Origin of the sequence: Kribbella sp. NPDC004536 (genome assembly GCF_042873835.1) — a bacterium.
GTDB lineage: Bacteria > Actinomycetota > Actinomycetes > Propionibacteriales > Kribbellaceae > Kribbella.
This window is the reverse complement of sequence record NZ_JBIALY010000005.1, coordinates 1-20,427: the sequence shown is the minus strand read 5'-3', so window position 1 is coordinate 20,427 and position 20,427 is coordinate 1. Positions and strand designations below refer to the sequence as shown.

16 protein-coding genes are annotated in these 20,427 nt (G+C 69.3%); 11 read left to right on the top strand and 5 right to left on the bottom strand.

The annotated features are described in order from the left end of the window. Positions 1-9 precede the first annotated feature (9 nt). Both ACFYRU_RS36040 and ACFYRU_RS36035 read right to left on the bottom strand, forming a co-directional pair. Positions 10-243 (bottom strand): ribbon-helix-helix domain-containing protein, encoded by a 234-nt coding sequence (locus tag ACFYRU_RS36040; RefSeq protein ID WP_387667498.1) that lies wholly within the window; start codon positions 241-243, stop codon positions 10-12. A gap of 39 nt (positions 244-282) precedes the next feature. Next, on the bottom strand, positions 283-954 hold the full coding sequence (locus ACFYRU_RS36035; protein WP_387667497.1) for an LON peptidase substrate-binding domain-containing protein: 672 nt from the start codon (positions 952-954) through the stop codon (positions 283-285). Positions 955-1,055: 101 nt separating this feature from the next. Here ACFYRU_RS36035 and ACFYRU_RS36030 point away from each other — a divergent pair, with 101 nt between their 5' ends. The 5 genes from ACFYRU_RS36030 (at position 1,056) to hisH (ending at position 8,085) form a co-directional block, all read left to right on the top strand. After that, a complete protein-coding gene (locus tag ACFYRU_RS36030; protein WP_387667496.1) occupies positions 1,056-4,316 on the top strand; it encodes a S8 family serine peptidase in 3,261 nt (1,086 codons plus the stop codon). Positions 4,317-4,396: 80 nt separating this feature from the next. Next, positions 4,397-5,719 (top strand): histidinol dehydrogenase, encoded by a 1,323-nt coding sequence (gene hisD / locus ACFYRU_RS36025; protein ID WP_387667494.1) that lies wholly within the window; start codon positions 4,397-4,399, stop codon positions 5,717-5,719. Beyond that, positions 5,719-6,834 (top strand): histidinol-phosphate transaminase, encoded by a 1,116-nt coding sequence (locus ACFYRU_RS36020; RefSeq protein WP_387667492.1) that lies wholly within the window; start codon positions 5,719-5,721, stop codon positions 6,832-6,834. The genes hisD and ACFYRU_RS36020 overlap by 1 nt, the downstream gene beginning before the upstream one ends. Continuing rightward, positions 6,834-7,433 carry an imidazoleglycerol-phosphate dehydratase HisB gene (gene hisB / locus ACFYRU_RS36015; RefSeq protein WP_387667490.1) on the top strand — a complete coding sequence of 200 codons (600 nt, stop codon included), beginning with the start codon at positions 6,834-6,836 and terminating at the stop codon, positions 7,431-7,433. The genes ACFYRU_RS36020 and hisB overlap by 1 nt, the downstream gene beginning before the upstream one ends. Before the next feature lie 10 nt (positions 7,434-7,443). After that, on the top strand, positions 7,444-8,085 hold the full coding sequence (gene hisH / locus ACFYRU_RS36010; protein ID WP_387667487.1) for an imidazole glycerol phosphate synthase subunit HisH: 642 nt from the start codon (positions 7,444-7,446) through the stop codon (positions 8,083-8,085). On the opposite strand, the gene ACFYRU_RS36005 is transcribed toward hisH, so the two are convergent. Together ACFYRU_RS36005 and ACFYRU_RS36000 are read right to left on the bottom strand one after the other, a co-directional pair. Beyond that, positions 8,082-8,495 carry a ferritin-like domain-containing protein gene (locus ACFYRU_RS36005; protein WP_387667484.1) on the bottom strand — a complete coding sequence of 138 codons (414 nt, stop codon included), beginning with the start codon at positions 8,493-8,495 and terminating at the stop codon, positions 8,082-8,084. The two genes, hisH and ACFYRU_RS36005, sit on opposite strands and share 4 nt — an antisense overlap. Beyond that, positions 8,492-9,055, bottom strand: coding sequence for a cell division protein FtsK (locus ACFYRU_RS36000; RefSeq protein ID WP_387667482.1), 564 nt, complete (start codon positions 9,053-9,055; stop codon positions 8,492-8,494). Before ACFYRU_RS36000 ends, ACFYRU_RS36005 begins: the two co-directional genes overlap by 4 nt. Positions 9,056-9,220: 165 nt before the next feature. Between ACFYRU_RS36000 and rimP the strand changes: the two genes are divergently transcribed. From rimP to truB, 6 genes are all read left to right on the top strand, one after another. After that, on the top strand, positions 9,221-9,742 hold the full coding sequence (gene rimP / locus ACFYRU_RS35995; protein WP_387667480.1) for a ribosome maturation factor RimP: 522 nt from the start codon (positions 9,221-9,223) through the stop codon (positions 9,740-9,742). A 1-nt stretch (position 9,743) separates the two neighbouring features. Beyond that, positions 9,744-10,736 carry a transcription termination factor NusA gene (gene nusA / locus ACFYRU_RS35990; protein WP_387667478.1) on the top strand — a complete coding sequence of 331 codons (993 nt, stop codon included), beginning with the start codon at positions 9,744-9,746 and terminating at the stop codon, positions 10,734-10,736. Positions 10,737-10,787: 51 nt separating this feature from the next. Then, the gene (locus ACFYRU_RS35985) at positions 10,788-11,111 is read left to right on the top strand and encodes a YlxR family protein (RefSeq protein WP_387667476.1); all 324 of its coding nucleotides are present in this window, start codon (positions 10,788-10,790) and stop codon (positions 11,109-11,111) included. Positions 11,112-11,247: 136 nt separating this feature from the next. Then, positions 11,248-14,529: a translation initiation factor IF-2 gene (infB, locus tag ACFYRU_RS35980; RefSeq protein WP_387667474.1), complete on the top strand. Its 3,282-nt coding sequence runs from the start codon at positions 11,248-11,250 to the stop codon at positions 14,527-14,529. 95 nt (positions 14,530-14,624) lie between these two features. Beyond that, positions 14,625-15,077 carry a 30S ribosome-binding factor RbfA gene (rbfA, locus tag ACFYRU_RS35975; RefSeq protein WP_387667472.1) on the top strand — a complete coding sequence of 151 codons (453 nt, stop codon included), beginning with the start codon at positions 14,625-14,627 and terminating at the stop codon, positions 15,075-15,077. Position 15,078: 1 nt separating this feature from the next. Beyond that, complete coding sequence (truB, locus tag ACFYRU_RS35970; RefSeq protein ID WP_387667470.1) at positions 15,079-15,969, top strand: tRNA pseudouridine(55) synthase TruB; 891 nt, start codon at positions 15,079-15,081, stop codon at positions 15,967-15,969. A 168-nt stretch (positions 15,970-16,137) separates the two neighbouring features. On the opposite strand, the gene ACFYRU_RS35965 is transcribed toward truB, so the two are convergent. Further along, positions 16,138-20,304 carry an RHS repeat domain-containing protein gene (locus tag ACFYRU_RS35965; RefSeq protein WP_387667467.1) on the bottom strand — a complete coding sequence of 1,389 codons (4,167 nt, stop codon included), beginning with the start codon at positions 20,302-20,304 and terminating at the stop codon, positions 16,138-16,140. Positions 20,305-20,427 lie beyond the last annotated feature (123 nt).

Sequence of the window (20,427 nt, the reverse complement as noted above, 5' to 3'; positions counted from 1 at the left end):
GTGTCGTACTCAGTCGAGGTCGAGAACGGTGCCGGCGGCGGCCGGGGCGAGGCCCTCGAGGTCGTCGTACCCGCCGTGCTCGCTGAGGACGGCGAGGTCCCGCGCGGCCAGTTCGCGGCGGCGTTCGCGTTCCATCGCCCGGGCGACCACGGACGCCCGGCTCGTCGCTTTGTCGGTCGCGACGAGCTCGTCCATGAAGTCGACCAGGTCGTCCGGCAACCGCACGGTGATCTGTTTGCTCATACCAAAACCATACCGCCGTGGGATTCGTTTCGGTAGGAGTCAGTTGGGGGAGAGGGTGGACCAGCTGATCAGGTCGGTGGCGGGCAGCGAGGGGAGGGCCTTGATGGCGGCCAGTTCGTTGTCGAGGAGGCCGACCAGTTGGGTCAGGCGGTTGGTGGCGTCGGGGGCCTCGAGCAGCTTCTGGCGGTCCGGCGTCATCAGCTTCATCGCGGCCGACATCAGGTACGACAGCGTGCTGGGGTTGTCGGGGAGGTCGCCGAGATGCAGGCCGGGGCGGCTGATCTCGCTGACGGCCTCGGCGTACTTGCGGAAGCGCTCCAGCGCGATCGTTGCCGTGCCCAACGGGTCGTCGCCGAGGTCGTCGGCCAGCCATTCGACGTCGGCGACCAGGTAGTCGCCGCTGCCGTCGAGCTCGCTGACCTTGAACCGGCGGTTCCCGGTCAGCGTCACCTCGATCGGGCCCTCGTCGTCGGCGTCCACCGCGATCTCGGAGATCGTCGCGGCACAGCCGGTGCCGTACAGCGACCGGAACACCCGCTCACCCAGCTCGTACCCGTCCCGGACGGCGAGCGCGCCGCAGACCAGTTCGCCGCCGTTCTCGACCAGGTCGCGGACCACCGCACGGCCCTGCACGTCGGTCACCGGAATCGCCAGCACCAGCCCGGGAAAGATCACCGTGTCGACAGTGAGCAACGGCAGGCGGGAGTCCATGCAGTCGAGCCTAGTGGACGGCGCCCCCAACCGGGGCGACGCAGCTATTCAGGGGCTGGAGCGTCCTTCACCGTGACGAAACGTCGCGACCTGGAGGATGCATGCAGAACAGACGTACGCCGAAGGTGATCGCCGGTGTGCTGCTGGTGGGAGGCCTGCTGAGCTGGCCGCTCACCGGCAGCTCACCGGCAGTGGCCGGGCAGGCGGCCGACCCGTCGCCGACGGCAACGAAACCACCGCTGAAAGGCTCGACGCTGCCCATGGGACAGGTGACCCTGGTCACCGGCGACCGTGTTGTGGTCGGCAAGGGTGGTGCGGTCCGGGTCACGCCCGGGACCGGGCGGAAGGTGCAGTTCGAGCAGCGGGTCGGAAAGGACCAGCTGTACGTGATCCCGTCGGACGTCGCGCACGACGTGGCGAGCGGCAAGCTCGACCGCCGGCTCTTCGACGTCGCCGGCCTGATCCGACAAGGCCTGGACGACCGCAAGACGTCGCAGATCCCGCTCATCGTCAGCTACGACGCCCAGGCGAAGGCTCCGGCCGGCGCCCGCCCGCTACCGGCCATCGGCGCATCGGCCGTCAAGGTCGGCAAGCGCAGTACGGCGGCGTTCCTCAGCCAAGCAGGGATCAAGAAGGTGTGGCTCGACGGCAAACTGCAGCCGACGCTCGACCGGTCCGTACCGCAGATCGGTGCCCCGATCGCCTGGGCGGCCGGCTACACCGGGGCGGGCGTACCGGTCGCGGTGGTCGACAGCGGCATCGACCCGAACCACCCTGACCTCAAGGCCGTCCTCGCGGGTGAACGCAACTTCACCACCGACCCCGACGGCGACCAGCTCGGCCACGGCACCCACGTGGCGAGCATCATCGCGGGCAGTGCCGCCGCCTCGAACGGCAAGTACAAGGGTGTCGCGCCCGGCGCCCGCCTGTACGACGCCAAGGTCTGCGACCAGACCGGCTGCTCCGAGTCGAGCATGATCGCCGGCCTGGAATGGGCCGCGAACGACGTGAAGGCAAAGGTCGTCAACGTCAGCATCGGCGGCCCGGACACCCCGGAGGTCGACCCGGTGGAGGAGGCGATCAACCGGCTCACCGCGCAGACGGGCGCGCTGTTCGTCGTCGCGGCGGGCAACTCCGGGGAGGGCGGCCGACAGACGATCGAGTCGCCGGGCAGCGCCGACGCCGCGCTCACGGTCGGTGCCGTCGACAAGCAGGACCAGCTGGCGGACTTCTCCAGCCGCGGACCGCGGCTCGACGGTGCGGTGAAGCCGGACGTGACCGCACCTGGCGTCGGCATCGTCGCCGCCCGCGCCAAGGACGGCCAGATCGGCACGCCGGTCGACGAGTACTACACCCAGCTCAGCGGTACGTCGATGGCGACACCGCACGTCGCCGGTGCGGCCGCGATCCTCGCGCAGGAGCACCCGGACTGGACCGCGCCCAAGCTCAAGGCCCAACTCGCTGCGACCGCCAAGCAGCTCGACGGCCAGTCGACCTTTCAGCAGGGCAACGGCCGGGTCGACGTCGCGAAGGCGATCTCCACGACGTTCGCGCCGGAGACCAACACGCTCTCGTTCGGTACGGCGACGTACCCACACGACGACGACCAGCCGATCACCAAGACCCTGACCTACCGCAACGACAGCAAGACCCCGATCGAGCTGAACCTCACAGCGATGCTGCAGGACCCCGACGGCAACCCAGCGCCCGTACAGCTCGGAGCTACCACGCTGACGGTCGCCGCGGGTAGTACCGCATCCGTCCCGGTCACGGTGAACACCAACAACCAAGGCCCGAACGGCTACTACGGCGGCCGTGTCATCGCCACTGCCGGGGACCGGTCCGTGAGTACGACGATCGCGATCTACAAGGAGACCGAGCACTACACGCTGACCGTCAAGACGATCGGTCCCGATGGGAAGCCTGCGCCGGACGCGGACACGCTGGCGTTCACCCGCGAGGACTGGCCGACCGAGCTCCAGGACCCCAGTGGTACGGCGAAGATCAGGCTGCCCAAGGACGACTACATGCTCAGTACGTCCCTGGAGGTCCCGCGGACCGGACGTGAGCCGGTCGTCTACCGGATGGTCCAGCCGTTGCTGCATCTCACCGGCGAGACCACGGTCGTCATGGACGCGCGTAACGCCCGGCCTGTCCAGGTCTCCTTACCGCGGACGGATGCTGCGCTGACCGTCGGGACGGCAGGCCTCAAGATGCCCGACGACTGGTACTTCGGTCTGATGTACGGCTTCGACGATCCCACGGCGATGTTCACGGCCCAGGTCGGACCGCCCGCTCCGGGCGCGGTCGGCTACCTGAGCACGCGGTGGGCGCGTCGCGCGAAGGACGGCACGTTCGACAACTCGCCGTACAGCTTTGTGCAGCTCGACAAGCTCGACGGGAAGTTCCCGACCGGCGTCCGGCGGACGTTGGACCCGGCGAAGCTGGCGCGCGTCGACCAGACGTTCAACGCGACCTCGGACCGCAAGGCCGTCGTCGGCACCGGGTGGGGATGGGGCTACGGCGACAACCTCGGCTACGCCCTGCCGGCTGCCCGGGTGCTCTTCCACGACCCGGCGCCCGACCAGAGCCTGGCGAGCGAGGTCAGCACCGGCGTCGACGAGTACGACCCGGCGGCTCCGGACGTCGTCGTGACGAGCATGAACCGGGCCGCGGCCCCGTACCGGGCCGGGCAGCGCTACCGGGAGACGTTCAACCGCGCCGCGTTCACACCGGCGCCCGGGTCCGCGTGGCGGGACCAGGACGTGCTCGGGATCAGCGTCTTCCCGCTTGCCGATGCCGGCGGCGGGTCGAGCGGTGGCGACGGGTCGGTGGCCGACAGCCTGAGTACGAAGCTCTACCGCGACGACGTGCTGTTGTCGTCGTACGACGACCGCTTCGGGTTCGCGAACCCGCTGAACCTGCCGGCGGAGCCGGCCACCTACAAGCTGGTGAGCACGCTCGACCGGCACTCGGTGTCCCGCTTCAGCACCAAGGTCGAGTACTCGTGGATATTCCGGTCAGCCGCTAGTACCACTGCTGTGATGCTGCCGGTGCTCGGGGTTCGGTATCAGCCGGTTGTCGACGATCACAACCTGACGCCGCGTACATCGGTCCTGTCGGTGCCTGTCGTGCTCGACCACCAGCCGGGCGCCGAACTGCCCCGGATCGACCGATTCACGGTCGAGTACGCCAGTGGAGCCGGTTGGCAGCAGGCGAAGCTCGTCCAAAAGGCCCCGGGCCGGTACGTCGCCCAGTTCCCGGCACCGCCCGGGCCGTCGGTGTCGCTGCGGGCCGAGGTCGTCGACGGTGACGGCAACCGGACCGTGCAGACCGTGACGGACGCGATCCGCTTCGGCTGACCGTACGGGCTGCCTCTCGTGTCCGGCCGGGTTGTGGATACCGGTCGGACCGGGAGGCGGCGCCCAACTAGACTGACGCCATGATTCGCCGCGTCGACCTGCGGGGCCGAGTGGCAGCTGGAGAGGTGCTGAACCTCCAAGCCCTCCAAGCCCTCGTCCCCCGAGCCGTGTTCGACGTCGAGGCTGCCCTCGACGTCGTCCGACCGATCTGCCTGGACGTCCGCCATCGCGGCCTCGAGGCGATCAGGGAGTACGGCGAGAAGTTCGACCATGTCCGCGTCGAGGACGTCCGGGTGCCCGCGGCGGCGCTGAAGACCGCGCTGGAGGAGCTCGACCCGCAGGTGCGGAGCGCCTTCGAGGAGTCGATCCGCCGGGTCCGTGAGGTCAGCCAGGACGAGCTCACCGCCGACATCGCCTCCGAGCCCGCACCGGGCGGCCGGGTGACGCAGCGGTTCGTCCCGGTGCAGCGCGTCGGGCTGTACGTCCCGGGCGGCCGCGCGCCGCTGGCGTCCAGCGTGGTCATGAACGTCGTACCGGCCCAGGTCGCCGGCGTGCCGTCCCTCGCCGTGGCGTCCCCGCCCCAGAAGGAGTTCGGCGGATTGCCGCACCCGACGGTGCTCGCGGTGTGTGCGCTGCTCGGCATCGAGGAGGTGTACGCGATGGGTGGCGCGCAGGCGATCGCCGGGTTCGCGTACGGCTTCGACGGGTGCCCGAAGGTCAACCTGATCACCGGTCCGGGCAACATCTACGTGGTCGCCGCCAAGCGCGCCCTGCTCGGAGAGGTGGGGATCGACTCCGAGGCGGGCCCGACCGAGATCGCGATCCTCGCCGACGACACCGCGGACCCGAAGCACGTCGCCGCTGACCTGATCAGCCAGGCCGAGCACGACCCGATGGCCGCCAGCGTGCTGGTCACGCCGTCGGAGACCCTCGCTGCCGCGGTGGAGGCCGAGCTCCCGGTCCAGGTGGCGCGGACCAAGCATGCCGAGCGTGTCACCGAAGCGCTGTCGGGACAGCAGTCCGCTGTCGTACTGGTCGACGATCTGGACCAGGGCACGGCCGTCGTGAACGCCTACGCCGCCGAACACCTGGAGATCCAGACCGCGGACGCCGAGGAGCGCGCCGGCCAGATCACCAACGCCGGCGCGATCTTCGTCGGCAGCTGGTCGCCGGTCTCGCTCGGCGACTACTGCGCCGGATCCAACCACGTCCTCCCCACGGCCGGTTGCGCCTGCCACTCGTCCGGCCTGTCCGTGCGCAGCTTCCTGAAGGCCGTGCACGTCGTCAACTACTCCCGTGACGCGCTGCACGAGGTCGCCGGCCACGTGCTCGCGCTCGCGAACGCCGAGGACCTGCCCGCCCACGGCGCCGCGGTGTCGGCACGCTTCCCAGGGGAGAGCTGATGGGGCGCTTCGACGGGTTGCCGATCCGCGAGGAGCTGAAGAGCTTCGAGCCGTACGGTGCCCCGCAGCTGGACGTTCCGGTCCTGCTGAACGTCAACGAGAACCCGTACCCGCCGAGCGAGGACACGGTGCAGGACGTCGCCGCCTCGGTGGCGGAGGCAGCCCGTGGCATGAACCGCTACCCGGACCGCGAGTTCCTGGGCCTGCGCGCGGACCTCGCGGCATACCTTGCCCGTGAGTCCGGCGCGCACCTGGAGCCGGAGCAACTGTGGGCGGCCAACGGGTCCAACGAGGTCATGTTGCACATCCTGCAGGCCTTCGGCGGCCCGGGTCGTACGGCGCTGTCGTTCGCCCCGACCTACTCGATGTACCCGGAGTACGCGCGCGACACGAACACCGCGTGGGTCACCGGCCGTCGCGCCGAGGACTTCACCCTCGACCGGAGCAAGGCGATCGCCGCGATCTCCCGGCACCGCCCGTCGGTCGTGCTGCTCGCCTCGCCGAACAACCCGACCGGTACGGCGCTGCCGATCGACGTGACCGAGGCGATCGTCGCGCAGGCCGCGGCGCTCGGGTCGGTCGTGGTGGTCGACGAGGCGTACGCCGAGTTCCGCCGGGCCGGGACGCCCAGCGCGGTGTCGTTGCTGCCGTCGTACCCGAACCTGGCCGTCTCCCGGACGATGTCGAAGGCGTTCGCGATGGCCGGCGGGCGGGTCGGATACCTTGCCGCGAGCAAGCAGTTCGTGGACGCGCTGCGGATCGTCCGGCTGCCGTACCACCTGTCGGCGGTCACGCAGGCGACCGCCCGCGCGGCGCTGCGGCACGCCGACGAGCTGCTCGGCCGGGTCGAGCGGCTCCGCGCCGCGCGGGACGAGACCGTCGACTGGCTGCGTTCGCTGGGCCTGCGCGCGGTCGACTCGGACGCGAACTTCGTGCTGTTCGGGACGTTCGCGGACCGGCACGCGGTCTGGCAGGCGTTGCTGGACGACGGCGTACTGATCCGCGAGACCGGGCCGGACGGCTGGCTCCGGGTCTCGATCGGCACCAGCGAGGAGATGGCGGCGTTCCGCGCCTCGCTGGAACGCATCCTCAAGACAGACACGGGAAGGCACTGATGACCCGCACCGCGCGGATCGACCGCGAGACGAGTGAGTCGAAGGTCCTGGTCGAGCTGAACCTGGACGGCGAGGGCCGGGCCGACATCTCCACCGGAGTCGGCTTCTACGACCACATGCTGAACGCACTGGCCAAGCACGCGCTGCTCGACCTGCACGTGAACACGGTCGGCGACCTGGAGATCGATGCGCACCACACCGTCGAGGACACCGCGATCGGCATCGGCCAGGCGCTCCGCGAGGCCTTGGGCGACAAGCGCGGCATCCGGCGGTTCGGCGACGCCACGGTGCCGTTGGACGAGGCGCTCGTGCACTGCACGGTCGACCTGTCCGGCCGGCCGTACTGTGTGCACACCGGTGAACCGGAGGGGCAGGTGTACGCGATCATCGGCGGCGACTACGCCGGTTCGCTGACCCAGCACGTGTTCGAGACGCTGGCGTTCAACGCCGCGATCTGCATCCACATCCGGGTGCTGTCGGGACGCGACCCGCACCACATCGTCGAGGCACAGTTCAAGGCGTTCGCGCGGGCGCTGCGGGCGGCCGCCGAGCTGGACCCGCGGCAGCCGGGCATCCCGTCCACCAAGGGCGCCCTGTGAGGTCCGCACTGTGACGAAGAGCGTTGTGCTGCTCGACTACGGCAGCGGCAACATCAGGTCGGGGGAGCGGGCGCTGCAGCGTGTCGGCGCCGACGTCACCGTGACCGCGGACTTCGACGCGGCCTGCAACGCCGACGGGCTGCTGGTGCCGGGCGTCGGCGCGTTCGAGGCGTGCATGACCGGTCTGAAGGCGGTCCGCGGCGACGTCGCGGTCGACCGGCGGCTGACCGGCGGCCGCCCGGTACTCGGGATCTGCGTGGGCATGCAGATCCTGTTCGGCCGCGGGATCGAGCACGGCGTCGAGACCGAGGGCTGCGAGCAGTGGCCGGGCACGGTCGAGCGCCTGCAGCCCGAGGACGCCCAACCGGTACCGCACATGGGCTGGAACACGGTCGACGTACCGTCCGGCACGAGGCTGTTCGACGGCATCGAGAAGGAACGCTTCTACTTCGTGCACTCGTACGGTGTCCGCACCTGGCAGCTCGAGGACGCCCGCGCCTCGGTCGCGCCGCTGGTCACGTGGACGACGTACGGCGGCGACAAGTTCGTCGCCGCGGTCGAGAACGGCCCGCTGTCCGCGACCCAGTTCCACCCCGAGAAGTCCGGCGACGCCGGCGCCACCCTCCTGGAGAACTGGGTCCGCTCGCTCTAGGAGACCGCACCCGGTAGGGCCGCCGGGGTGCCGCCCCAGGTGAGTTGGTTGGTGGCGGCGGTGAGGAGCGCGTCGATCGCGAAGGTGCGGACGGCGGGTTGTTCGGCGGCCTCGACGAGGTCGCCGTACACGGGGGCGAGCCGGCGTTCGACGTAGAGGATCAGCGCGGCGGCCGTGGCGGCGTTCGTGACCGCCTGGGGGAGGTCGTACGCCGGTTGGGCCGCCACCGGCGTCTGCCCGGCGGCGACGATCAGCGCGCTCAGGTGGTCGCGGTTGTCGCGGTGTGCCCCGAACAGCTCGGTCGCCACGTTGAACCGGGCGCCGCTGAGCTTCCCGCCGGCCACGCCGACGCCGTACAACGCGGCATGCTCCCCGGCAAGCGCGGCCTGCAGGGCATCCAGCTCGCTCACGAGGCCGCCTCTTTCTTGTTCTTCGCCGGGGTCAGGGTCGCGCCGAGCTGGGTCTCGGAGGCGGCGATCTCGGCGAGCAGCCGGGCGGGCGCGCCGGACAGCTTGGCCGCGGCCGCGACGTGAGCGGTCGCGGCGGCGCGTTCCTGCTTGGCGATGGTGGCGATCGCGGCCTGCGAACTCGCGAGGACCGCGGCCTTGGTTGCCTGGGCCGTCACGCCCTGCGTCTCCTTGAGCTTCGCCAGGTGCGTCGCGTGGTACTTCGCGCCGGCCGCGAGCTGTGCCCGCAGCGCCGGGAACTTCCGGCTCGCGGTTGCGTAGAGCTGGGACAATTGAGTCACCTGGGTCGCCGCGGCACTGAGCGCGGCGACGACAGCCGGGTCGGCCGTCGGCGTCTCCGTGGCCGGGTCCGGTGACGTCGTCGTACCGTTCACGGCGCCCTTGGTGCCCGACGGGCCCGAACCGGCCGACGGGTCGTCCTTGCAGCCGGCCAGTACGGCCGCACCGGGTACGAGGGCGGCGGTCGCGACGACGGCACGACGGGTGAGGCGGCGTTCAGGCACGCGGGAACGATACCTGGTGACCGACGCACGACAGGCCGGCGACTGGCCCGGCCCGAGCCGGTGAACGGGATCCGGGTACGGGCCGGATATGGTGGGCTACTGCTCTCGGTGGGACGGCCGGGACGCACAACGGGTGCACAACTGGAGAGAGAGGCAGGTCAACCTGTGAGCAGAAAGACCGATCACACGGACACCACGAGCCTCGAGAACTTCCTGCGGCCGATCGTCGAGCAGTTCGGCTGCGACCTGGAGGCCGCGGACATCGCGCCGGCCGGCCGCCGCCGGTTGCTGCGCGTGCTGGTCGACCGCGACGGCGGGATCAGCCTCGACGACGTCGCCGAGGTCACCCGGGCGATCTCCAAGGCGCTCGACGCCGACGACATCATGGGCGAGGGCGCGTACACGCTGGAGGTCTCCAGCCCCGGCGTGGACCGGCCGCTCACCCTGCCCCGGCACTGGCGGCGCAACCTCGACCGCCTCGTGAAGATCAACCTCACGGCCGGCGGTACGCTCGCCGGCCGGATCAAGTCCGCCTCCGACGAGGCGGCCGAACTGGATGTCGACGGCAAGCGGCAGACCGTGCCGTACGCCGACGTGGCCAAGGCCAAGGTCCAGATCGAGTTCAACCGGGCTGCCGGCAACGACGAACCTGATACACCTGCCGACGGCACGGTGGAGGAGAACTGACATGGACATCGACATGGCCGTGCTGCGGTCACTGGAACGGGAGAAGGACATCTCCCTGGACGTGGTGGTGGAGGCGATCGAGCAGGCGCTGCTGGTCGCGTACCACCGCACCGAGGGCGCGCAGCAGCACGCCCGCGCCGAGCTCGACCGCAAGACCGGGCACGTGACCGTGTACGCGCGCGAGCTCGCCGAGGACGGCACGCTGGCCCGCGAGTACGACGACACCCCGCACGACTTCGGCCGGATCGCCGCGACCACGGCGAAGCAGATCATCCTGCAGCGGCTGCGCGACGCCGAGGACGAGGTCCGGTACGGCGAGTTCTCCGGCAAGGAGGGCGACATCGTGTCCGGCGTCGTCCAGCAGGGCCGCGACCCGCGCTCGGTGATGGTCGACCTCGGCAAGATCGAGGCCGTGCTGCCGGCGCCCGAGCAGGTGCCGGGGGAGCAGTACGAGCACGGCTCCCGGCTGCGGGTGTACGTGGTCGGCGTCCGGAAGGGCTTCAAGGGTCCGCAGATCACGGTCAGCCGGACCCACCCGAACCTGGTGAAGAAGCTGTTCGCGCTGGAGGTCCCGGAGATCGCCGACGGTACGGTCGAGATCACCGCGATCGCCCGTGAGGCCGGTCACCGGACCAAGATCGCCGTCCGGACCCTGAACCCGTCGGTGAACGGCAAGGGCGCCTGCATCGGCCCGATGGGCCAGCGGGTGCGGAACATCATGCACGAGCTGCACGGCGAGAAGATCGACATCATCGACCACAGCGACGACCCGGCGACCTTCGTCGGGAATGCGCTGTCCCCGGCGCAGGTTACGTCTGTCGAGGTGGTGGACGCCGCGGCCCGTGCGGCGCGCGTCGTCGTCCCCGACTACCAGCTGTCGCTCGCGATCGGCAAGGAAGGCCAGAACGCGCGGCTCGCGGCCCGGCTCACGGGCTGGCGGATCGACATCCGGCCGGATACCGATGTGACGCCTGAGGCAGAGAAGGTAGACTAGTTGCTCGGTCGGTCGACTGAGTCGCAACCACACCCCGAGGATCACCTGACAGTGACTGCAGCCGCGCGCCCAGGCAAGCCTGCGGAGCGTACCTGCATCGGGTGCCGGAAGCGGAGCAGTCCGGCTGACCTGCTGCGGATGACGGCTTCCGGAGGACATGTGCTTCCGGATCCCGCTCGTCGGGCACCCGGGCGAGGGGCGCACCTGCACCCCACGACCGAGTGTTTCGAGCTCGCCGTCCGGCGCAAGGCGTTCCCACGGGCCTTCAAGGTCCCGGGTCCGCTGGACGTGACCGGCCTGCGCGAGTACGTCGAGCAGCGTGATAAGCAAGAAGCAGTACACACGGCGGCCAACCGGCCGTCCGCGGCGGTCTGACCGGACCGTCGTGACCGACATGAAGGCGGGTCATCGACTCATGACCACTCGATGAGTGTCTACCGATGAGTGCAAAGCGATGAGCACGTACGTCAACTAACGGTCCGCGCCCCAGGCTCGGACCAGAGGGAGAGTAGTGGCAAAGGTCCGGGTCTACGAGCTCGCGAAGGAGCTCGGAGTTACCAGCAAGGTCGTTCTGACCAGACTGAACGACATGGGCGAGTTCGTCCGGTCGGCATCCTCGACGATCGAGGCGCCGGTGGTCCGGAGGTTGGCGGAGGAGTTCGAGAAGAACCCGCCGAAGAAGCGTGCGGCCAAGAAGGCTGCCGCGAGCACGTCCGCAGCGCCGCAGGCGACCGCACCGGTCGCCCCCGCGGCACCGAAGCCGGCCCAGCCGGCCACCCCGAAGGCTCCGGCCGAGCGTCCCGCTCCGGCTGCCGAGCCGGTCACGCCTGCCGCGGAGGGCCCCGCGGCTCCGGCGGCGCGGGCCGAGACCTCGGCCCCGGCTGAGGCACGCGCCGCGGCCCCGGCCGCTGAGACGCCGGCGACGTCCGCTCCGGCCCCGGGTGCCCGCCCGGGTCCGCGTCCGGGCCCGAAGCCCGGCCCGCGGCAGGAGACCGCTGCGACGGCTCCGGCGGCTCCGGCGGCCACCGCTCCGGCGGAGGCACCGGCCGCTCCGGCGACCCCTGCCTTCGAGGCGCCCGCTGCCCGGGCGGCCGACAGCGCGACCCAGTCCGCTCCGGCGGCCCGTCGTACGGGCGACACCCCGGCACCGCGTCCGGGTACGCCGGGCGCCCGTCCGGGTGCTTCCGGCGGCCAGGGTTCCGGCGCGCGTCCGGCCGTACCGGGTGCGACCCCGCGTCCGGGTGGCCAGGGTGGCGGCCCGCGTCCGGGTGGTCCGGGTGCCGGACCGCGTCCGGGCGGCGATGCGCGCCCCGGTGGCTCGGCACGCTCCGACAGCCCGCGTCCGGGTGCGCCCCGTCCGGGTGCTCCGCGTCCCGGCGCTCCGCGCCCGGGTGGCGCTCCGGGTGGTGCGCCGCGGCCGGGTAACAACCCGTTCAGCTCGACCCAGGGCATGGGACGCGGACCGCGTCCGGGCCCGGGTGGTGGCGGTTCCGACCGGCGGGGCCCGAGCCCGGCCGGTGCGACGCCGCGCCCGCCGCAGGGCCGCTCCGGCGGACCTGGTGGCCAGGGTGGCGGCGGTGACCGGCCGCGTCCGGCCGGCGGCGGCGTTCCGGGTGCTCCGCGCCCGAACCCGGCGATGATGCCGAAGTCCTCGGCCGGTACGTTCACCGGCCGCCCCGGTGGCGGCTCCGGTGGTCCGGGTGGTGGCCGTGGTGGCGGCGGTGGCCGTCCGGGCGGTGGCCCGGGTGCCGGTCCGCGCGGTGGCGGCGGTGGCGGCGGCGGCTTCCGTCCCGGTGGCGGCGGCCCGAGCGGTCCTCCCGGTGGCGGCGGTGGCCGTCCGGGTCCGGGCAACCGGGGCCGGGGTGGGACGCAGGGTGCCTTCGGGCGTCCGGGCGGTCCGGCCCGTCGTGGCCGCAAGTCGAAGCGCGCCAAGCGCCAGGAATTCGACAACATGCAGGCCCCGGCGGTCGGCGGTGTCCGCGTCAAGCACGGCGACGGCGAGGTCGTGAAGCTGCCGCGTGGTGCCTCGCTGACGGACTTCGCCGAGAAGGTCGGAGTCGACCCGGCGTCGCTGGTCCAGGTGCTGTTCCACCTCGGTGAGATGGTCACCGCGACCCAGTCGGTGAACGAGGAGACGCTCGAGCTGCTCGGTACCGAGCTGAACTACGACGTCCAGATCGTGTCGCCGGAGGACGAGGACCGCGAGCTGCTGCAGTCGTTCGACATCGAGTTCGGTGCCGACGAGGGCGACGAGGGCGACCTGGCTCCGCGGCCGCCGGTGGTGACCGTGATGGGTCACGTCGACCACGGTAAGACGAAGCTGCTGGACGCGATCCGGATGGCGAACGTCGTGGCCGACGAGGCCGGCGGTATCACCCAGCACATCGGTGCGTACCAGGTGACGACCGAGGTCGACGGCCAGCAGCGTGCGATCACCTTCGTCGACACCCCGGGTCACGAGGCGTTCACCGCCATGCGTGCCCGTGGTGCGCAGGCCACCGACATCGTCATCCTGGTGGTCGCGGCCGACGACGGCGTGATGCCGCAGACGATCGAGGCGCTGAACCACGCCCGTGCGGCGGGTGTCCCGATCGTGGTCGCGGTCAACAAGATCGACGTCCCGGCGGCGGACCCGACCAAGGTGCGCGGTCAGCTGACCGAGTACGGCCTGGTGCCCGAGGAGTACGGCGGCGACACGATGTTCATCGACGTGTCGGCCAAGTCCCGGATCAACATCGACGGCCTGCTCGAGGGCGTCGTGCTGACCGCGGACGCGGCGCTGGACCTGCGGGCCAACCCGCACATGCACGCCGAGGGCATCGCGATCGAGGCCAACCTCGACAAGGGCCGTGGTCCGGTGGCGACCGTGCTGGTGCAGCGCGGCACGCTCCGGGTCGGCGACTCGATGGTGGTCGGTCCGGCGTACGGCCGGGTCCGGGCCATGCTCGACGAGCACGGCAACAACGTCGAGGAGGCGACCCCGTCGCGTCCGGTCCTGGTGCTCGGTCTGACCGCGGTACCGGGTGCGGGCGACAAGTTCCTGGTCGTCGACGACGACCGCCGGGCCCGGCAGATCGCCGAGAAGCGGGAGGCCCGTGCCCGGGCGGCGGCGAACGCGAAGCGTCGCGTCCGTCGTACCCTCGAGGACTTCATGGCCTCGATGGAGAAGGGCGAGACCCAGGAGCTGCTGCTGATCCTCAAGGGCGACGTGTCCGGTTCGGTCGAGGCGCTGGAAGACGCCCTGGTCCGGATCGAGGTCGGCGACGAGGTGTCGTTGCGGATCATCGACCGCGGCGTCGGTGCGATCAACGAGAACGACGTCAACCTGGCCATCGCGTCGAACGCCGTCATCATCGGCTTCAACGTGCGGCCGGCGGGCAAGGCCGGTGACCTGGCCGAGCGCGAGGGCGTGGATGTCCGGTACTACTCGGTCATCTACTCGGCGATCGACGACATCGAGGCGGCCCTGAAGGGCATGCTGAAGCCGATCTACGAGGAGGTCACCCTCGGCCAGGCCGAGATCCGGGAGATCTTCCGCTCCTCGAAGGTGGGCAACATCGCCGGTTGCTGGGTGACCAGCGGCCTGATCAAGCGGAACGCCAAGGTCCGGTTGATCCGGGACGGCTCGGTCGTCCTCGACAACACCGAACTGTCGTCGCTGAAGAGGTTCAAGGACGACGCGTCCGAGGTCCGCGAGGGCTTCGAGTGCGGTCTGACCATCAACAACTTCAACGACATCAAGATCGGCGACGTCGTCGAGGCGTTCGAACTGCGCGAGAAGCCGCGCAGCTGACGTAGGCGGTGACCCGGCGCGGGTCACCGAGGAGTAGCGTCCGGAGAGACTGCGGTCTCTCCGGACGTTGTTCATGAATGAGGGAGTGAGCCCTGATGGGTGAAGCAAGGGCGAAGCAGCTGGCCGACCGGATCCAGGTGCTCGTCGCGGAGCTGCTGGAGCGCCGGGTCAAGGACCCGCGGCTCGGGTTCGTCACGGTCACCGACGCGCGGCTGACCGGCGACCTGCGCGAGGCCAGCGTCTTCTACACGGTGTACGGCGACGAGCAGGCGCGGGCGAACACGGCCGCCGCGCTGGAGTCGGCGCGCGGCCTGATCCGCAGCGAGGTCGGCAAGGCGCTGGGCCTGCGGCACACGCCGAGCGTCGCGTTCTTCCTGGACGCCGTCCCGGAGTCCGCCGGGCACATCGAGGAGCTGCTGGAGAAGGCCCGGACGGCTGATGCCGAGGTGGCCAAGGCCGCCGCGGGCGCCAAGCCTGCCGGTGACGCCGACCCGTACAAGCGGCCGCACGACGACTCGGACCCGGCCGACGAGGACGAGCAGGACTGACTTGACCCCGGACTTCACTTCGGCGTCCGACGGGATCGTGGTCGTCGACAAGCCGGCCGGCCTGACCTCGCACACCGTCGTCGCCCGGATCCGCAAGCTGGCCGGTACCCGCAAGGTAGGGCATGCCGGCACGCTGGACCCGATGGCGACCGGCGTACTGGTCGTCGGGATCAACCGCGCCACCCGGCTGCTGGGACACCTGCAGCTGGCCGACAAGTCGTACGACGCGACGATCCGGCTCGGCGCCACCACGACCACCGACGACGCCGAGGGCGAGGTACTGGAGACCGCGCCGGTCGACGGCGTCACCGCGGAGGCGATCTCGGCCGCGGTCGAGGGGTTCCGGGGCGAGGTCTCGCAGGTGCCGTCGAAGGTGTCGGCGATCAAGGTCGACGGCCGGCGCGCGTACGAGCGCGTCCGGGCCGGCGAGGAGGTCGCGCTCAAGGCCCGCGCGGTGACGGTGTCCCGGTACGACATCCTCGACGTCCGGCCGGACGCCGATGGGATCTCCGTCGACGTCTCGGTGGACTGCTCGAGCGGTACGTACATCCGGGCGCTGGCCCGCGACCTCGGCGCCGAGCTCGGCGTCGGCGGTCACCTGACCGCACTGCGCCGGACCCGGGTCGGCTCGTTCGACCTGTCGGTGGCGCATTCGCTCGAGGCGCTGGCGAAGTCGTTCGACTGGCTGCCGATCGCGGACGTCGCCGCCGGCACCTTTCCACGCTACGACGCGGACGCCACCCAGGCAGCCGCGATCCGCACCGGCCGCCCCCTGCCCGGGCTGAACCTGTCGCCCGGGCAGACAGCCATGTTCGACCCGGCGGGCACGTTCCTGGCGCTCTACGAACCGCATGGCCCGCTGGCAAAACCGACCGCGGTCTTCGTCGCCTGATGAGCTCGGCCGGACCAGATTGTCTGGAGCTCGTGCAGAAAACATGTACCTCGACCACGTGCACACTGACGTGATTCTCAGCACTTGACTGAAGATGTCGGCGATCGCGCACGGACTTGGTGAGATTGTCAGCGGTTGGGCAGCGAAACTGCCCAACCGCTGGCTTGCTTACTGGACCTCGCCCCCCGGACAGGCTGCTGGGCTGTAGCTGCATCTGTCGAATACAAGGCCTGGCAGCCATCCAGACTTGTATACCCCGCCGTTGGCGCCAGCCTGTTGATCGTAGATATCGCTCGTCGAGACGCCCTGGTCCTCAGCGTCCTGGTGAATCCCATAGTCCGAGTAGAGGCCGATCCCGACCCAGGCCGCGAAGCCGCCCAGTGCGACGGCTCGTCCCCCCATCATGACTCCTCGATACCCGCGAGGCGCCGGACTGGGTGAACGAACACCAGGGGCTCGAGTATAGGGGCCGGGCAGCTCTACTGCGTTGTCTCTGGCTGTGCCCCCTACCGCTGTTGTCGACACGTCTGGTTCCTCAAGACCAGGTGCGCGTGGCATGGGGATCGCTGGTGGCTCTGGGGTGCCGAGATACGCCCTGAGAAAGTCCCACTCTATAGCTAGGCCGCCCGGGTCTTCGCCGCGTACACGGCCAGCCTTCAGGATCTTTCTCACGTGCCCCGACGGGAGGTTCTCTGTCGTGGTTCCAATTGAATTGAGTTGAGTGATCTGGGCAAGATTGACGTTCTGTGCCACTTTTTCTATCGGTTGGCCGATCGGCTGTGTCGATGGAGTTCCTTCGACTATCACGCCGTCCTTATTGTACGTGGTAACTGCTTTTCCTTCGGTGTTTACCGTGGTCACCGTATAAATACCTGGCTTGAAGTGGGTGCCCGGTCCAAATTCTGGCAATGAATACATTCTGATGGTTACTACGCCCGGATGGAGATCACCACCTCCGGTAGCGATGGGCGTGCGGCCGTTGCTGGCGGGTCTGCCGCCACCGCGGGCGACCAGAGTGCTGTCGCTGGGTGCCTGACCGTCAGGGTCGGTGTAGGTGATGGGGTTGGCTGCTGCGTAGGTGTAGGTGGCGAGGCTGGTGGTGTTGGTGGCGTTGCTGGGGAGGGCTGGGTCGGTTGCTGTGAAGGTGTTGGTGTGGGGGTCGTAGTAGCGGGCGTGGTTGTAGTAGAGGTTGGTTTGGGTGTCGTGTTCTTGGCCGGTGTATTGGGTGGGGATGGGTTGTGTGGGGTGTTCGTCGTTCCAGGTTTCGCCGCCGGGGATGTAGTTGATGTGTTCGGCGATCCCGCCGTTCGCGTCGGTGATGTAGCTGGTGGAGTTTTGGTGGTCGGGGTGGTCCCAGTATTGGAGGTTCTCGGTTTGCTGGTCGGCCTCGACCTGTTGGGTGAGGAGTTTGGCGCCGTTGATGTAGATGTGTTTGTAGGCTTTGCCGTCGGTGGTGGAGTAGTTCTGGTTGGGGTAGATGTGGGTGTTTGAGTCGATTTTTTCGACGCGTTCGCCTCCGGGGTTGTAGAGGTAGCGGCTGGTGGTGGTGCCGCCGGTGTTGTCACACGAGGCCGGGGTTTGGGGCAGGGTGGTGGTTTGGGTGTTTTCGTGGGTGCATTCGAGCCGGCTGTTTTCGTCCCAGATGAGTTGGCGGCGGCCGCCGGTGGGGTTGTTGACCGAGGTCTGGTTCCCGTTCGGGTCGTAAAGGTAGGTGGTGTTGCCTTGGGTGGTGTTGCCGATGGTTTGGGCGGCGTGCGGCTGGCTGGTGGTGGGGCCTGGGGTGGGGTAGGTGTAGGTGTTGTTGTAGGTCAGGCCTGCGTCGGGGGTGGCGGTGTTGGTTCCGGTGGTGATGCTGCGGGTCTGGGTTTTGTTGGTGATGTCGGAGAGGGCGTTGTACGAAGTGTCGAGGGTGTAGGTGTCGGTTTTGTTCGCGGCGGGGGTGTAGCTGCCGTCGGCGTGGATCAGGCGGTAGAGGTCGTCGTAGCGGTAGTTCTCGGTGCTGGGTCCGCCGACCTGGGTGCCGACCTGCGGGCCGGGGGGCAGGGTGATGGTGTTGGTTTGTTTGGTGATGTTGCCGGTGTTGTCGTAGGTGTAGTTGAGGTTCTGGAACACGTAGCTGCCGTGGTCTGCCGACAGTGTCGATTTCAGGGTGTTGAGGCGGCGGGTGATGGGGTCGAACGCCCTGGTGGTGGTGGTGCCGTTGCCCGTCTGTTGTTGGATGGGGGCGCCGAACTTGTCGTAGGCCAGCCCGGTCAGGTACGGGTAGGTGTGGCCGGTCTTGACGCCGGTGGCGGTGTCGACTTGGCCGCCGGCGTTGTAGTGGTAGGTCAGCACCTCACTGTCGGGGTAGGTGAGGGTGAGGACGCGGTTGAAGGAGTCGTAGCTGTAGCTGGTGGTGAAGTGACCGGGGAAGGAGCCGTGGTTGGTGATGTCACGGGTGTCCTTGGTGACTTCACCCAACGTGCCGTATTCGTAGTCTTGGGTGCCGGCGGCGTCGGCGACGTGGGCGATGCGTCCGGCGGTGTTGTGGGCGGCGCCGGGGGGACCGTAGGTGTAGGTGACGTTGTTCTGGTCGAAGACGGGGTAGCGGACGGCTTTGAGGCGGGTGTAGTCGTAGTCGTAGTTGACGACCTGGTTCGCGGCGAGTTTCGCGGTGTGCTGGGTGGTCATGTTCCCGGCCGGGTCGTAGCCGGTGTCGGTCTCCCCGCTGTCGGGGGAGACGACCGTGGTGACACGGCCGAACGTGTCGTAGCCGGTGGTGGTGACGTGGCCGGTGTTGTCGGTGATCGTGGTTTTCTCACCGAGGGGGTCGTAGCCGTAGCTGGTCCAGATCACGGCTTGCGAGGCACCGCCGGCGGGGTTGAACTGCTTCACCGCGGTCGTCTGGCCCTTCACGTTGGTGTAGGAGCGGGCGGTCTTGCCGTTCGGGTCGGTGGTGATGGTCTCGAACTGGGAATCGCCGGCCCGGTCCTGACCGAACCCGTAGTCCACGGTCGAGAACGTGTCGTCCGGCAGTGTCGTTTTGGTGGCGCGGTCCATCACGTCATACGTCACCACTGAGGGCTGCACCGTGTCCACGGCGGTGCTGAACGTGGTGTTGGCGGTCCCCTTGGCCTCGGTGGTCGGGAACGCGGTGCTGACGGCGCGGCCGAACGCGTCGAACACGGTGTGCCCGGAGACGGTCATCACGTCCGTGGGACTGGTTCCGGGGGTGGTGGCGACGGTGGCGTCGGCCTTGGTCTGGATGACGCGGCCGAGCCCGTCGGTGAAGGTGATGGTGTCCATCGTGTCGGTCTTGTAGCTGCCGTCGGCCAGCCGGTCCGCGTGCTTGGCGACCGCATACGGGGTGGTGGCGTCGGGGTGGTACTCGAAGGAGATGGTGGTCTTCCCCGCCGCGGCCTCTTGCGGTGCGGTGGTGGTGGTGAGCCGGCCGAGGTTGTCGTAGGTGTTCGTGACGACCTGGTGGTTCACGTCGGTGCTGGTGAGGACGGTGCCGAACCGGTAGTCGTGCGTGCTGGTGGAGGTGTAACCGAAGGTGTCGGTGACGGACTCCACGAACTCACCGACGGTGGTGTCGTAGTCGTAGGTCAAGGTGGCGCGTTGCCCGGTCTTGTTGGCCGGCCCGGTGACGGTCTTGAGCTGGCCGCCGCGGAGCGGGTCCGAATCGGGGTAGTAGGTGGCGTTCGTGGTTGAGGTGGTCGCGGCCGGGCTGTCGGCGCCGGTGGCCGGGTCGACCAGGTAGGCACGGGTCTCGGTCACCTCACCGGTGGCGCAGTCCACATCCGAATGCGTGTGCCGCTTCACGATCCCGCCGGTGGTGACCTTGCTGTCGTTCGCGACCGTCACCCCTGAGGTGGGGCAGGCCGTGTAACCAGTCGTGGTGGTCACGTCATCGGCGGTGCCGGTCTCCCCGGCCGAGAGAGCGGTGATCTGGTCGCCCTGGTCGTCGTAGTCGGCGGTGGAGTAGGTGGTTTTGCCTGCGGTGGCTTGGCCTTCGTAGAAGGCTTGGTCGGTGCGGGAGGCGAACGGGAACAGGGTCGCGGTCGTGGAGGCCAGGTCGGTGTCGTCCACTGTGTGGCCGGGCTGGTTGACGTCGCGGATGGTGTAAGACGTGTCGGTCTGGGTGAACTTCTTGCCCGCGGCGTCCGTGGTCACCGTCGAGGTCGGGAGGCTCTTGGTGTAGAACGAATCCGTCCGATACGTGGTGGTGGTGGACCGGTAGACCGGGTCACCGGTCTTGGTGGTGTCGTGTTGGGTGGCGGTCACGTGGCTGTAGCCGCGGAACTCGCGTTCCTTACGGTCATACACCCCACCCGAATACGTGTAGGTGGTCATGGTGGTGTCCGCGCCGTCACCGGCATGACCATCATTCGTGGTGACCTTGGACAGGACCCATTTGGATTGGGGCTGGTCGGGGGTGTTCCCGTCGCGGGTGTAGTCGAAGCTGGTCGTGGCGCG